Raw genomic sequence first — 14,085 nt, 5'->3', positions numbered from 1 at the left:
GCACCATGGAGGTCGCACTCGTCGTCAACGACCTGTCCCGGTCGGAGAAGTTCTATCGGGAGCTGTTCGGGTTCGACCGCGTGGGAGAGTTCACCACCGCAATCAATTCGGCGGTGGCGTTGTCCCGGGACGGAAGCGTACTGAAACTGATCCAGTACCAGGAGTCGCCGGATCAGCACAATCCACCGGGGCGGGCATACGGTTTGCGTTTCCTGACACTGGAAGTACCCGATCTGGAACACGCGGTGACGCGATGCCGTGAATTCGGCGCGACCATCGACGGCGTTCCGGCGCGATTTCAACCGGTAAACTCGACACCACGGCAGTCGGGCGAAGACGTTTCGTGCTGGTATGTCTTCGTGCTCGATCCGGACGGGAACCGCATCGAAGTGCGCGCGGGTTCCCCGTGGGCACACTGAGCGAAGGAGTGAGCCATGCAGGAGCACGACGATGTGCGGCCCGCAGTGGCTTCGATGGACACTTCGGCGTCCGGGGTGACCGAGCGCGTGGCCCGGTTGCTCCTGGCTTTCCTTGGTACAGAAGGGCACTTGACGCTGCCGGAGCTGATGCGCCGGACCGGCCTGCCGAAGTCGACGACGTACCGGATGGTCAACGACCTGATCGAGTACGGCTTGCTGGAGCGAACGGCGGGCGGCTCGGTCATGCCGGCGATGAGCATGTTCGAGCTGGGCCTGCTCACCGGACGTTTCCGTCACTTGCGCGAGGGAGCGGCGCCCGTCATGCAGCAGCTCTACGACGAGTTCCGGCAGGTCGTCCACCTCGGCGTGCTGACCGGGATCGATGTGCTGTACCTGCTCAAGATCGGGGGCAGGCCGGGCAGCGTGCTGCCGACGCGGGACGGCGGCCGGATGCCCGCCTACCTCACCGGGCTCGGCAAGGCGATGATCGCGTTCATGCCGGACCCGGAGATCGGCACCTTCATCGGCACGGTGCTGACCGAGGTGCCGGAGATCGGGTGTGATCCGAGTGCGCCGTGGGGTGAGCTCCGGAAAATCCAGAAGTACGGCATCGCCTTCGATTCCGAAGAAGCGGTGCGCGGAATCAACTGTGTCGCGGCGCCGATTTTCCTGCCCGGCACGCATGGCACTGCCGCGGTTTCCGTGACGGGCCCGATTCGTTCCTTCGATCTTCGCCGGGCCGCGAATTCCGTGGCGCTCGCCGCTGCGACGGTGACTCGTGCACTGGGTGTGCGGAGAACATACAACTGTCCCTGAACAATTTCTTAGTGCTTTTTTCGCCACACCCTTCCTGAAGGGAAGTTCCATTCGTGCTGAACGTGTGCTGTGTCTCGCATTCCCCGCTGCTCGGCCATAATCGGGTTCCCGCCGAGATCGAACGCACGGTGACCGACGGAATCGACCGCCTGCGAAAGCAGGTGCAGAGTTACGCGCCGGATGTCATCATCATGTTCGGTCCCGATCACTACCGTGGATTCAATTACCGTTTGATGCCGCAGTTCTGCATCGGCCTGCAATGCTCGACGGTCGGCGATTTCGGCACCCCGAAGGTGACCTTGGACGTTCCACGTGAACTGGCGGAGGGATTGGCGAGTCACGTGCTGGAGGCCGGCGTCGATGTCGCGGTTTCCGAGGCCATGCGGGTGGATCACGGCTTCACTCAGGCGTTGTTCCTGCTGACCGAAGAAGCGAGCACACCGCCGGTCATCCCGGTCTTCATCAACTGCGCGGCGGCCCCGATCGCGCCGATGGCCCGCGCACGTGCGTTGGGTGAAGCCGTCGGCACCTATGCGTCGGCCACGGGCCTGCGCGTGCTGCTCGTCGGCTCCGGTGGGCTGTCACATGACCCGCCGATGCCGAAGAAACTCACTGCAAGCGGGGAGGTCTCGCCGCGGTTGCTCGTGGACGGGCCGCTGGACGATTCGGCGACACAGGGCCGGGTAATCCAGGCCGGCCTCGATTTCGCGGCGGGTCGGACCACGTTCACCCCACTGAACCCGGAATGGGATGCCCGGTTCCTGCAGGCGTTGCGCGACGGCGATATCGACGCCGCGATGGCAATGGACGGTGACGAGCTGAGCCGGGTCGCCGGCAACGCGACGCACGAAGTGCGCACCTGGATTGCGGCGTTTTCCGCGCTGGGAACAGAGGGCCGCTATCGGGCAGTTGAGGAGTTCTACAGCCCGGCGCCCGAATGGCTGGTCGGGTTCGGCGGGATGTACTGCGCGCCGGGCGAACCGGCATGAGGTTCCTGGTTGCCGGCGCCGGAATCGTCGGGCTCGCGATCTGCCGTGAACTGCAGCAACGGCACCCGGCCGCGAGGGTGACCTTGCTGGAGAAGGAATCGGCGGTCGGGCGGCACCAGACCAGTCACAACAGCGGCGTCATTCATGCGGGTCTGTACTACCAACCGGGGAGCCTCAAAGCGCAGCTTTGCCGTCGCGGTGCCGGGCTGATGAAGGACTTCTGCCGTGCGCACGGAATTCCGTACCAGGAACTCGGCAAGCTGGTTGTCGCACGCGATCCGGCCGAGGCGGAAAAGCTCGTGCAGCTCCACGAAAGAGCTGTCGCGAACGGGGTGCCGGGTATCGAAACCATGGGGCCGCAAGGGATCCGGGAGATCGAGCCGCACGTGCATGGCGTTGCCGCGATTCTGTCCCCGACCACCGCGGTTGTCGACTATGGACAGGTCGCCGCGAAGCTCGCCGAGGAATTCGTTGCGGCTGGGGGAGAACTGCGGCAAGCGCGGGGATTGCTCGGTGTGCGGCAGGGCGATACGGGAATCGAGGCGATCACCGATTCGGGACGGGTCAACGCCGACCGGGTGATCGTCTGCGCCGGGTTGCAGTCGAGCCGGCTCGCGCGGAAGCTCGGCCACCCCAGCGATCCGCGGATCATCCCTTTTCGTGGCGAGTACCTGAAACTCCGGGACCACGCGGCACACCTGATCAAAGGCATGGTCTATCCGGTGCCGGATCCCCGCTTGCCCTTCCTGGGGGTGCATCTGACCCGGCATGTCGACGACACGGTGAGCGTGGGCCCGAACGCGATCTTGGCTCTGGCACTGGAAGCGTACCGGCGGCGGGATATCTCCATCGCCGATCTCGCACAGACGTTGACGTGGCCGGGTTCCTGGCGGCTGGCGAAGCAGTACTGGCGGGTGGGCGTCAAAGAGGTCGCGTCGTCGGCGAACCGCCGGCAGTTCCTCCGGCTCGCACGTGACTATGTGCCGGAGCTGTGCCTGGCCGACCTCGAGCGTGGCCCGGCGGGAGTGCGGGCCCAGGCGGTGTCGCGGGACGGCAGGCTCGTCGACGATTTCGCCTTCTCCGGTGATCGCGACGTCCTCATCGTGCGCAATGCGCCGTCACCGGCGGCCACCTCCGCTTTCGCCATCGCCGAGCACGTCGTTTCCGGCATCCTCGCCGGCAAAGTGGCTTGACCGAAAGGAAAAACGCATGGACCTGGGCCTGAAAGGCAGTAGCGCGCTCGTCACCGGATCGACCGCGGGGATCGGCTTCGCGGTGGCCGGCAAGCTGGCCGCGGAGGGCTGCTCGGTGTATCTGAACGGGCGTTCGCCGGAACGCGTGGCGGAAGCTCGCGAGAAGCTGCTGAAGGAGCAGCCGGATGCAGATCTCCGTGCGGCAGCAGGGGATCTGTCCACCGATGCGGGCACGGCCGCCGTCCTGGAAGCGGCGCCGGAGGTGGACATCGTCGTGCACAACGCCGCGACCTACGGGTCGCCGCCGTTCTTCGAAATCGAGGACGAGGAATGGCGCCGGAAGTTCGAGACGAACGTGATGAGCGGGGTGCGGCTCGCCCGGCACCACCTGAAATTGATGTTGGCGCGCAACTCCGGGCGCATCGTGTTTCTCGGCAGCGATCTGTCCGTGACGTCTTCACCTTTCGCCCTCGACTACGCGGTGACCAAGGCGGCCGGACTTTCGCTCTCGCGGGGACTGGCCGAGCAGACGCGGGGGACAGCCGTGACGGTCAATACCGTCCTCGCCGGTGCCACGGAGACCGAAGGGTTTCACCGGCTGGCCACCGAGTCGGGGCTGGCGTACGACCAGTTCGAATCGATGATCCTCAACGAGGTCGTGCCCGCGTCACTGGTCCAGCGGGTGGCCCGGCCGCAGGAGGTGGCGAGCACCGTCGCGTTCATCGCCAGCCCGCTGGCGAGCCTGACGAACGGCGCGGCGGTCCGATGCGAAGGTGGTGCTGTCCGCTCGTTCGGGTAAGGGAATACCGGTTTCGAATTCGATCCCGCATTCGTTGCGCGGAATGAAATATTCATTTGAAAAAGGTCATGGACTTGACAGCGTGAACTGGTAGTACCAGTCTGGCATGAGCTGGGGGTTTATAGGACCAAAGGGCGAATGCGAACGTGTACGTCGCGCGCGTTTGCCGCTGGAGGGACCATGACCAGGGCGAAACCCGCCTCAGATCGCGGCTCCGGCCGGGAAGTCACACCAGGTATCGACGACGCCGACCGCGCGTTGGTGGAGGTGCTCATGCTCAACCCGAGGCTCTCGTCGGCCGCGCTGGGCCGTGCCACCGGTCTGAGCGCGGCGGCGGCCGAACGCCGGCTCCGGCGGCTGGGCCAGCTCGGCGTTCTGCGCGGTTGCCGGGCGGTGGTGTGCACGGAGCGAACCGGCATCCCACCGGACACGGCGGACCTGTTCGTCGCGATGTCCACGCCGGGCGATCCGGCCACGGACGGCACCGTGCCCGGCTCCGCCATCCGGACTGTCTATCGCACCGCAGGCCGCTGGAGTTCGGTGCTGCACGTCGAGGCCGACGAGCACGAACACCGGCAGCTGCTGCACGCCCTTTCCCATCCCGCCTTCCCGGGCTCCTACCAGGTGGCCCGCATCCGGCGTACCTACGTCAAGGTTCACCGGGGTACGGGCGGCGGCAGAGTGCGTTCGCCCTGATCCGTCACCGGGTGAGCCCGCGCAACCGCTCGCCGACCTCTTCGATCGGGTGGCCGGCTGCGGCCTTGCGGGCGGCCAGGAACATGGCGCGGCCGGACTCGTCCTCCGCAATCCAGGTCCGGGCGAACCGGCCGTCCTGAATCTCTTGCAGCAGGCCGGTGAAATGCGCGCGAACCTGGCTCCACACCGGGCGGTTCGCGGTGTGGTAGTCGCCGAATTCGGCGGTGTCCGAGATGAACCGGTACATCCCGGCGAGCCCGTGCTCGTAAATGAGATCGACGACCAGCTTCAGCTCGTGGGCGCACTCGAAGTACGCCGACTCCGGCTGGTAGCCCGCATCGACCAGGACTTCGAACGCGGTCCTGATCAGCCCGGTGACACCGCCGACGAGCACGGACTGCTCGCCGAACAGGTCCGTTTCGGTCTCCTCGGCGAAGGTCGTGGCGAGGATTCCGGCCCGGCCGCCACCGATCGCGTCGGCATAGGCGTTGGCCAGTTCCGTTGCCTGCCCGGTGAAGTCCTGCGACACCGCGGTCAGGCAGGGGACGCCGTGCCCGTCGGCGAAGGTGGTGCGGACCGCATGACCCGGTGCCTTGGGCGCCACCATGATCACGTCCACCGTCGCCGGAATGTCCACAGTGGAGTAATGGACGTTGAACCCGTGCGCGAACAGCACCGCGTCGCCCCGTGCGAGATCCGGCGCCACCCACTCCCGGAACACGGCGGGCGCGGCGGTGTCCGGGATCAGCATGGCGACCAGCGTCGCCTCGGCGACGGCGGTGGGCACGTCGACCACGCGCATCCCGTCGTCCCGTGCGCGCTCCGCGGAGGGCGCGCCGTCGCGTAGACCGACCCGCACGTCCACCCCGGAGTCGCGCAGGTTCAACGCCTGCGCGCGCCCCTGCGAGCCGTAGCCGAGCACCGCGACCGGTTTTTCCAGCAGTATGGTCTGATCGATATCGGCGCTGGTGAGTACCTGGGCCATCAAACTCCTCCGTTCCCGGTGGGCCGTGTTTCGGTCAGATAGCTGGACACCTCGTGCATATCGCCCCACAGTTGCCGGCGCAGCTGGCATCGCTTGAGTTGCAGGTGCAGTGGTTCGGACCAGCGAAGCCCGTCGGCGCCGAACAGGTGCAGCGCCGTGGTCAGCACCCCGAGCGACTCGTGCCAGACCAGCAGCCACGCCTGTGCGGCCAGGCGCCGGTCGGGGATACCGCCGCCGTCGTGGGTGACCGCGGCGGCGTAAACCAGCGAGCGGCACAGTTCGACCGTGCACAGCAGGTCCGCGCACTGGTGGGCGACGGCCTGGAACGCACCGATCGGGCGGCCGAACTGCTGCCGGGTGCGTGCCCGTCCGACCGCGGCGTCGAGTGCCCACTGCATGACCCCGACCAGTTCGGCGGCGGACAGCAGCCGGCCCAGCGAGTTCAGGTCGGTGAGCGATCCTGCCGTTGCGGGCAGCGGAAAAACCTGGTCCGGGGCCAGCCGCGCGTTGGTGAAATCCAGTTCCAGCAAGGTGGTTCCGGCCGCGACCGGATGCCGTTCAGTGGCCTCGATCCCGGGCTCGGCCGGGTCCACCGATACCAGCACGATCCGCCCGTCCTGCTTGGCCGGCAACAAAACGCGGTCGGCGGGCTGACTGCACACGGCCTGACACCGTCCGCTCAGCTGGTAGTTGCGGCCCGCCCGGCGCAACCGCGCGGTCGGCGTCCCCGGAGCGCACGAGAACGCCGCAACATGCCGCCGTCCGGCCAGCGCTTCGGCCAGTTCCGCGGAACCGGCGGCCAGCCTGCGCAGCAGGACGAGTTCGACGATGCTCGACACCGGGAAGGCGCCGCCTGCCGCCTCGGCGACCAGCGCGGTGCGCAGCAGCCGGTCGTCACCCGCGGCGGGCTCGCCGTCCCACACCCCGTCGATGAGCGCGCCGAACTGCGTGACCTCCTGCCGGTCGTCGGCCGGCTCGGCAGGCATCAGCCGGTCGCCGGGATAGGGCGGCCACGGCACCGGCAGCGGCCGGAAGGACTCCGCCGCCTTACTGCGTAAGGCGATCTGGTCTTGGGTGAGAGTGAACCTCATGGATGCGCTCCGTCCGGGTTTTCAGCAGGGCAGCCCCAGGACGTGCCTGGCGATGATGGTGCGCTGGATTTCGTTGGTGCCGCCCTCGATCTCGTTGGCGAATGACCGGTAGAGGTGGCGGCGCCAGCCGGTGGAACCACCCCACGGGCCGGCCTCGGTGACACCCAGCAGGCCCGCGCTGTCCAGCGCCAGCTCCGCCAGCTGGGTCGAAAACCGGGCCCACAACAGCTTTTCCGTGGAGGCGATCGGGCCGGGCTCGCCGTCCTCCACCATTTCCCCGATCTTGCGATAAGCCAGGAACCGCAACGCTTCCAGGCGCGCGCCGGTCAGTGCCAACGGCTGCGGCAGGACGTCATGTGCGGTCCGTGCGGCCAGTGTCTCGGTCGCGAAGTGCCGGTACAGGCTGCCCAGGGTGCGGATGCGGGCGAGCGTCGCGGCGCCCCTGGCCAGGCTGAGGCTGGTCATCACGACTTGCCAGCCCTGGTCCACCTCACCCACCACGGCATCGGCGGGCACGTGCACGGAATCCAGGTGCACGTCGCATTCCTCGGCGTCGCCGTAGAGCATCGGGATCGGCGTGACCCGCACCCCCGGCGCCGAAAGTGGCACGATGAAACAGGTCAGCGCCCGGTGCCGGGCGCTCTCCTCGCCGGTTCGCGCCAGCACCAATGCGTACTGGGCGAACTGCGCCCAGCTCGTCCACTGTTTGTGCCCGGTGAGCACGAAACCCGTCTCGGTGCGGGTCGCAGTGGTCTGGACCGCGGCGAGGTCCGACCCCGCATCGGGCTCCGAAAAGCCCTGGCACCACACTTCGGTCCCGGCGAGGATCGGCGGCAGGTGCCGCTCTCGTTGCGCGGGCGAACCCCAGCGCAGCAAGGTCGGCGCCACCAGTTCGACCCCCACCCAGGTGGCCAGCTGTGGGGCGTCGATGGCGTCGAGCTCCTCGTTGAGGATGATCTGGTACGCCCCGTCCAGCCCGCGCCCGCCGTATTCGGTGGGCCAGTCCAATCCGAGCCAGCCGCCCTCGGCGAGCGCGCTGTGCCACCGCCGGCCCGCGGTGAACCGCATGGCGACCGTATCGCTGTCATCCGCGGAGCCCTGCCGGCGATGCGGCACCGATGCCAGCCACTTCCGTAGCTCCAACCGGAAGCGGGTTTCCTCATCCGTCTCACGAAAGTCCATGGCAACTCACAACTTCGTGCCGCAGTGACCGCAGAAGGCGTGCCGCTCGGGCAGTTGCCGCGCCCCGCATTCGGGGCACTCACCGACCGGGGGGCCATCGGCGAACTCCGGTGATTCGTCGCGGACCGCGCGCTCGCGCAGCCCGATGCGGTCCGGCTCGCGCTTGTCCAGAAACGCCCGCATGCCTTCGTGTGCTTCGGGGGAGCCGGCGTGGATGGCCAGCCATTCGGCGGCGTGGGGTGCGGTCGCCGACCACACCTGCTCGCGCAGGGCGTTGACCTGGACCTTGGCGTAGCGCAACGCTTCGGGGAACTTGTCGGCCAGCTTGCCCGCCATCGCGGCCACCGCGGTGTCGAGCTCGGCCCGCGGCACCGCGTGGTTGATCATGCCCCACTCCACCGCCTGGGTGGCGCTGATCGGCTCGCACAGGAAGATCGCCTCCCGCGCGCGCCGGTCTCCGACCGCGAGCGGCAGCCACTGGGTGACCCCGATCCCGGAGACGCTGCCGCGGGCGGGCTCGGCCTGCTGGATGATCACATCGTCGGCGGCTATCGCCAGGTCGCAAGCCATGTTCAGCTCGTTGCCCCCGCCCAGCACCAACCCGTTGAGCCGGGCGATGGTGGGTTTGGGGCAGCGCATCAGCGCCGTCTGCATGGCCACGAACTCGCGGATCCACTTGAGGTAGTCCCGCGGCCGTTGGCACAGCTCCCAGTGCTCCCGGATATCGGCGCCGGAACAGAAGGCCCGCTCACCCGCGCCGGTCAGCACCACCACCGCCACCGCGTCGTCGCGTTCGGCGATCCGCAGGGCGTCCTGGATCTCCTCGAACAACCGGAGGCAGAAGCTGTTGAGCGTGCGTTCCCGGTCGATCGTGATCGTGGCGACCCAGCCGTCACGTTCGTATCGCACCGTGTCGAACGACTGGTGCGCCACGCCGGCCAGGCCCGCAACCCTCGCCATCGCTACTCCCGGATGTCTCGATCGAAACTTGTCTTGACTGGACACATATGCAGTTCGAAACCCGAACGGTAAACTTTCGTACGGAAAAACCCGCCGCTGGCAGGACACTGTTTCCGGAGGAGGTCATCAGGTGAAAAGCCCCGGTCTGCGCAAAGCCGCCCAGCCGGCAGGTCCGAACAGCTCCCGGCTGGACGAGATCGACCGCAGGATCCTCGAACTGCTCACCGCCGACGCGCGGCGTTCCTCGCGAGCGCTGGCCAGGGAGATCGGCATGTCTCCCGGCGCGGTCACCGAGCGGGTCAACCGGCTGGAGTCGACGGGCGTGATCCTCGGTTACCACGCGGATGTCGACGCCGGCGCCCTCGGCTTCGGGATGGACGTGCTCGTCGGCACGCAGCTCAACCGGCAGCAGGACGTGGACGAAACCGTCCGCGAGTTGCTCGCCGTGGACGAGGTGCAGGCGGTGCACGTGACCAGCGGAACGTGGGACCTGGTGATCAGCCTCCGGGTTCGTGATCACCTGCACCTGCGGGAGATCATGCTGGAGGTGCTGCACAAGATGCCCAACATCCAGCGCAACGAGGCGATGATCATTCTGCAGAGCGAGCATCGGCGTAAGCACCTCCCTGGCGGGGCCGAACCGGAGGAGCTGACGTCGCGGCGTCCGAGCGCCGACTGAACTCGGTGACCACATTGGACACGAGGCGATGCCCGTTGCGGTTGTCCAGTGTCAGCAGGGATTCGGGATGGAACTGCACGCCCAGCAGTGGCAGCCTGCGGTGGCGCACGGCCATGACCACGCCGTCGTCGCTTTGCGCCGTCATCCGGAGTTCGCCGGGCAAATCGAGCTGCCGGGCGCGTAGCGAGTGGTAGCGCCCGGCGACGAATCGTTCCGGCAGCCCGGCGAACAGCGGGTCACCGGGCTCGGTGACGGTGATCTTGGTGCCGCGCCCGTGCACCGGCCGGGGCAGCGTCCCGATCCGCCCGCCGCAGTACTCGACGATGCCCTGCAAACCGAGGCAGACCCCGAATACCGGCAGTCCCCGGCGCACGCAGCGCTCGATGGTTTCCCGCACGACGAAGTCCTCGGGACGGCCCGGGCCCGGCGACAGCACGACGAGATCGGCTTCGTCCAGGTGGTGTTCGGCGAAGCCCCACCGCCGGGTCGTGGTGAGGCAGCCGGCCTGGCGGAAGTAGTCGGCGAGGGTGTGCACGAACGAGTCCTCGTGGTCCACGACCAGCACGGACGGGCCATCCGGTTCCGCCTGAGCCGCGGCTACGGGAGTCACGGGCGCGGGGCCTTCGATCGCGGCGACGACCGCGGCCGCCTTGAGCCGCGTCTCGGCCTCTTCCGCTGCCGGGTCGCTGTCGGCCAGCAGTGTGGCCCCGACCCTGATCTCGGCCGAGCCTTCGCACATCCGCGCGGCCCGCAGGGTGAGCCCGGTTTCCATCGACCCGTCGAACCGGGCGACTCCGACCGCGCCGCCGTACCAGCGCCGGGCCGAAGTTTCGTGGTCCTCGATGAACTGGGTGGCGGCCCGTTTCGGCGCGCCGGTCACGGTCACCGCCCACATGTGGCTCAGGAACGCGTCCCACGCGTCGCAGTCGTCGCGCAGCCTTCCCTGCACGTGATCCACGGTGTGGATGAGCTTGCTGTACAGCTCGATCTGCCGTCGCCCGATGATCTCCACCGTGCCGGGGCGGCACACCCGCGACTTGTCGTTGCGGTCCACATCGGTGCACATCGTCAGCTCGGCTTCGTCCTTTTCGGACTTGAGTAAAGTCATGATGTGCACGGTGTCGTCGAGCGCGTCCGCACCCCGGCTGACCGTGCCGGAGATGGGGCAGGTCTCGACGCGATCCCCGCGCACCCGCACGAACATCTCCGGGGAAGCGCCCACCAGGAACTCGCCGCGGCCCAGGTTCAGCAAGAACTGGTACGGGCTGGGGTTCGCGGTGGTGAGGCGCCGGTAAACGGCGGCCGGGCTTTGCCGCACCGGCTGGACGATGGTCTGGCTCAGCACCACCTCGAACAGATCACCGCGGTGGAAGCGCGTCAACGCCTCCCGCACCCCGGCCTGATAACGCTCCGCATCGGCGGTGCAGCCGGGCAGCGAGTGCGAGCTTTCGGCTGTCCGCACGTAGTCCGCGGTGCCGTCCGGCACCGGTGTATCCGGGTCCCCGCAGCGGTAGACGTGCTCGGTCAGCGCGTCCCCGTCGGCCCCGGCGACGAGCAGCCTGCCCGGCAGATACGCCACCACCGTGCGCAGGTCGTCCGGACGCGGCAGGCGCGGCTCGATCGGGTCCCATTGGGTCAGCAGTTCGTAACCGAAGGCGCAGTACCAGCCCAGATAGGCGTCCGCCGTGGTGCGCAGCGCCGCGCCGGTCGCCCGCAACGGGTGCACCGCGGTCGGGCGCAACGTGCGCTGCTCCTCCGTCAGCTCCCCTTCGGTGGTCTCGATACGGCCGGTGAATCCGTCGGGCGACCACGACAGGTCCGCGATGGCCGGCGCGGATTTCAGTGCGGCGTAAAGGAAATCGAGCACCGGACGCGCGTCCGAGCGGAGGCTCAGGAACCGGAAGCCGGTCCCGGTGGACTCGTATACGACGTACGGATCGGCGAAGCCGAGGCGCCACGGCAGGTAGCGGCCCGGGTAGGTCACCTGGCATTCGAGCACGCCGCCGGGCCGGTGATCGACCCCCGCGAGCAGCTCCTGCCAGTCCCGGTCGGTTGCGGCGGCGCTCGTCCGCCGGATCCGCAACCCGCCCGCGGTGTCGAATTCGGTTCGCTCGACGATCACCGTGCCGCTGCCTTTCCTTGCCGCAGATACCTTTCGGCCAGCGCCCGGTACAGCTGGGGCGGGCGGACCAGACCGGCCCGCTCCTGCTCGGTGAGTTCCCGCACGACCTTCGCCGGTGACCCGACGGCGAGCACGCCCGGCTCGATCTCCCGGCCCGCCGGCACCAATGCCCCCGCGGCCACGAGCGCCCCGGCGCCGATGGAAGCCCCGTCGAGCACGATCGCCCCGGACCCGATCAGCGCGCCGGAGCCGACGCTGCACCCGTGCAGCACCGCGCCGTGCCCGACCGTGACGTCTTCGCCGAGCAGCACCGGATATCCCGGGTAGTCCGCCGGATCGGCGTGCAGTACGGCGTTGTCCTGGATGTTCGTCCCGGCGCCGATTTCGATCCGGTTCTGATCGGCGCGCAGCACCGCCCCGAACCAGATGCTCGCGCCAGGTCCGATCCGCACCGCGCCGATCAGCGCCGCGGTGGGTGCGACGAAGACGTCCCCAGCCAGTTCCGGGGTGGCGCCGTCGAGGGTGAACGTCAGGTCCGCCATCGGCTGACCTCCTTCCGGCCGGTTCAGATCTCGAGCTCGGTGAGGTGTTCGAACACAAGGCCCAGATCGGTGACCGCGATGGCCACCGCGGCCAGCGCGTTGCGCAGATTGGCCTGGGTGCTCGGGGCGAGGTCGTCCCGCCCGAGCAGGTCCTTGAGTTGTTGGTACACGGTGACAATGCGCTTCTCGGCGGCATTCAGCGGCGCGCCGAGCAGATCGGTTGGTTCAGACATGTGCCGGCACCATTTCCGGCCGGTCGTCGACAAGCCGTCTGGCCTTGAGCTCGAACCGCGGCAACCCGCCCGGTTCGCAGAACTCGACGCGGAACCGCAGCCCCTCGTGCGCCTGGGCCAGCTCGTCGAGCAGCCGCTTCCGCAGGCCGTCGTCGGCCCGGCCGGCCTCCACCCTGAGCGTGATTTCGTCACGCGTGCCCTCGCGGCTGATCCGCAGCTGGAACTCGCTGATCTCCGGATGTCCGCGCACGATCGACTCGACCGCCCGCGGGTAGACATTGGTGCCACGGACCAGTTTCATGTCGTCGACCCGCCCACGCACACCTCCGGAATAGAGGTCGAATATCCGGCCGCACGCACACCGCGAGCCGGGTTCTCTGATCACCAGATCCGAGGTGCGGTACCGCAACAACGGCACCGCGCTGCGCCCGAAACTCGTCACCACTCGCTCACCGAGCTCGCCGTATCCGACGGGGGTGTCGCCACCCGGTTCGAGCACCTCTTCGAGCAGGTGGTCCTCGATGATGTGCGCGCCGCCAGGCTGGTAGGCGCATTCGAACATGAAGATCGTTGACACCTCGGTCATCCCGGCGGTGTCGAAGGCCCGTGCGCCCCACTGCTCTTCGATGAGCTGCTTGGTGGCGGGGATCGACCCGGCTGGTTCGCCGGACAGGATCACCTTGTCCACAGTGGACGAAGGAAGGTCGACGCCCAGTGCTCGGGCCTCTTCGGCGAGCCGTAGCGCGTAGGTCGGAGTCGAGGCCACCACCGTCGCGCCGAAGTCGACGATCTGGCGCACCCGGTTCGCGGTGTCCTGCGCGCCGCCGGGAACCACCAGCGCACCGATCTTCTCCAGCCCGTAGTGCAGTCCCCAGAACCCGATGAACGAGCCGTAGCCGAAGGCCACATAGGCGGTGTCGGCCGGGCGCACCCCTGCGCCCCACAACCCGTAGCACCACATTTCCGCCGCCCACGCCCAGTCCTTGCGGGTGTCGAGTGCGCGCAACGGTTCCCGCCCGGTGGTGCCGCTCGTGGTGTGCACCCGGACGGCCTGGTGTGCCTCGATCGCGGGCAACGTCCCGTAGGGCGGGGAGGCCGTCTGCGCCGCCATCCACTCGTCCCGGGTCAGCAGCGGCAGGGCGGTGACGTCGGCGACCGTGTGCAGGTCGGCCGGCGTCACGCCCGCATCGGCGAGCCGCTGCCGGTAGAACGGGCTCCGGTCGGCCGCCCAGGCGACGACGCGACGCAGCTTCGCCGCCTGTAGCCGTTCGAGACCGGGCCGGTCGAGCGTCTCGGTACGCGGATTCCAGAACGTGTGCATGGAGATTGCCACCGCACAATCGAAAAGCCGTTGTGCCAGAAAATGATCGATTGACTGG

Annotated in this window: 15 protein-coding genes; 7 read left to right on the top strand and 8 right to left on the bottom strand. The window is 68.2% G+C overall.

The features are described 5' to 3' along the window. Window positions 1-5 precede the first annotated feature (5 nt). The 6 genes from GKO32_RS19085 to GKO32_RS19060 all read left to right on the top strand — a co-directional run bounded on the left by GKO32_RS19085 (window position 6) and on the right by GKO32_RS19060 (window position 4,912). The gene (locus GKO32_RS19085; protein ID WP_246244103.1) at window positions 6-419 is read left to right on the top strand and encodes a VOC family protein; all 414 of its coding nucleotides are present in this window, start codon (window positions 6-8) and stop codon (window positions 417-419) included. Window positions 420-434: 15 nt separating this feature from the next. After that, a complete protein-coding gene (locus tag GKO32_RS19080; RefSeq protein WP_154758236.1) occupies window positions 435-1,235 on the top strand; it encodes an IclR family transcriptional regulator in 801 nt (266 codons plus the stop codon). A 53-nt stretch (window positions 1,236-1,288) separates the two neighbouring features. After that, a complete protein-coding gene (locus GKO32_RS19075; RefSeq protein WP_208024461.1) occupies window positions 1,289-2,224 on the top strand; it encodes a 3-carboxyethylcatechol 2,3-dioxygenase in 936 nt (311 codons plus the stop codon). Next, window positions 2,221-3,417, top strand: coding sequence for an L-2-hydroxyglutarate dehydrogenase (lhgD, locus tag GKO32_RS19070; RefSeq protein WP_154758235.1), 1,197 nt, complete (start codon window positions 2,221-2,223; stop codon window positions 3,415-3,417). The genes GKO32_RS19075 and lhgD overlap by 4 nt, the downstream gene beginning before the upstream one ends. A gap of 16 nt (window positions 3,418-3,433) precedes the next feature. After that, entirely contained in the window at window positions 3,434-4,216 is a 783-nt protein-coding gene (locus tag GKO32_RS19065) for an SDR family NAD(P)-dependent oxidoreductase (RefSeq protein ID WP_154758234.1), read from the top strand. Window positions 4,217-4,396: 180 nt separating this feature from the next. Beyond that, on the top strand, window positions 4,397-4,912 hold the full coding sequence (locus tag GKO32_RS19060; RefSeq protein WP_166459646.1) for an AsnC family transcriptional regulator: 516 nt from the start codon (window positions 4,397-4,399) through the stop codon (window positions 4,910-4,912). 4 nt (window positions 4,913-4,916) lie between these two features. Here the strand turns inward: GKO32_RS19060 and ilvC are convergent, their stop codons facing one another. The 4 genes from ilvC to GKO32_RS19040 are packed head-to-tail and all read right to left on the bottom strand — an operon-like array spanning window position 4,917 to window position 9,130. Beyond that, window positions 4,917-5,900, bottom strand: coding sequence for a ketol-acid reductoisomerase (gene ilvC, locus GKO32_RS19055; RefSeq protein ID WP_376765977.1), 984 nt, complete (start codon window positions 5,898-5,900; stop codon window positions 4,917-4,919). After that, window positions 5,897-6,988, bottom strand: a complete 1,092-nt coding sequence (locus GKO32_RS19050; protein WP_154758231.1) for an acyl-CoA dehydrogenase family protein — start codon at window positions 6,986-6,988, stop codon at window positions 5,897-5,899. The genes ilvC and GKO32_RS19050 overlap by 4 nt, the downstream gene beginning before the upstream one ends. Window positions 6,989-7,009: 21 nt before the next feature. After that, a complete protein-coding gene (locus GKO32_RS19045) occupies window positions 7,010-8,170 on the bottom strand; it encodes an acyl-CoA dehydrogenase family protein (RefSeq protein WP_154758230.1) in 1,161 nt (386 codons plus the stop codon). Window positions 8,171-8,176: 6 nt separating this feature from the next. Then, window positions 8,177-9,130, bottom strand: a complete 954-nt coding sequence (locus GKO32_RS19040; protein ID WP_154758229.1) for an enoyl-CoA hydratase/isomerase family protein — start codon at window positions 9,128-9,130, stop codon at window positions 8,177-8,179. Window positions 9,131-9,260: 130 nt separating this feature from the next. Between GKO32_RS19040 and GKO32_RS19035 the strand changes: the two genes are divergently transcribed. After that, window positions 9,261-9,809, top strand: a complete 549-nt coding sequence (locus GKO32_RS19035) for an Lrp/AsnC family transcriptional regulator (protein ID WP_154758228.1) — start codon at window positions 9,261-9,263, stop codon at window positions 9,807-9,809. On the opposite strand, the gene GKO32_RS19030 is transcribed toward GKO32_RS19035, so the two are convergent. From GKO32_RS19030 to GKO32_RS40195, 4 genes are read right to left on the bottom strand one after another with little or no spacing between them, the layout of a single operon-like run. Next, on the bottom strand, window positions 9,721-11,931 hold the full coding sequence (locus GKO32_RS19030; RefSeq protein ID WP_208024460.1) for an anthranilate synthase component I: 2,211 nt from the start codon (window positions 11,929-11,931) through the stop codon (window positions 9,721-9,723). The genes GKO32_RS19035 and GKO32_RS19030 overlap by 89 nt on opposite strands. Next, window positions 11,928-12,473, bottom strand: coding sequence for a gamma carbonic anhydrase family protein (locus GKO32_RS19025; protein WP_154758227.1), 546 nt, complete (start codon window positions 12,471-12,473; stop codon window positions 11,928-11,930). The genes GKO32_RS19030 and GKO32_RS19025 overlap by 4 nt, the downstream gene beginning before the upstream one ends. Before the next feature lie 23 nt (window positions 12,474-12,496). Next, on the bottom strand, window positions 12,497-12,706 hold the full coding sequence (locus GKO32_RS19020; protein ID WP_154758226.1) for a hypothetical protein: 210 nt from the start codon (window positions 12,704-12,706) through the stop codon (window positions 12,497-12,499). Further along, window positions 12,699-14,039: a phenylacetate--CoA ligase family protein gene (locus GKO32_RS40195; RefSeq protein WP_208024459.1), complete on the bottom strand. Its 1,341-nt coding sequence runs from the start codon at window positions 14,037-14,039 to the stop codon at window positions 12,699-12,701. Before GKO32_RS40195 ends, GKO32_RS19020 begins: the two co-directional genes overlap by 8 nt. Window positions 14,040-14,085 lie beyond the last annotated feature (46 nt).

It is taken from the genome of Amycolatopsis pithecellobii (assembly GCF_009707865.1).
In the GTDB taxonomy this organism is placed as follows: Bacteria; Actinomycetota; Actinomycetes; order Mycobacteriales; family Pseudonocardiaceae; genus Amycolatopsis_E; species Amycolatopsis_E pithecellobii.
The sequence above is the reverse complement of the archived record's forward strand: the minus strand, read 5'-3'. Positions and strand labels throughout refer to the sequence as shown.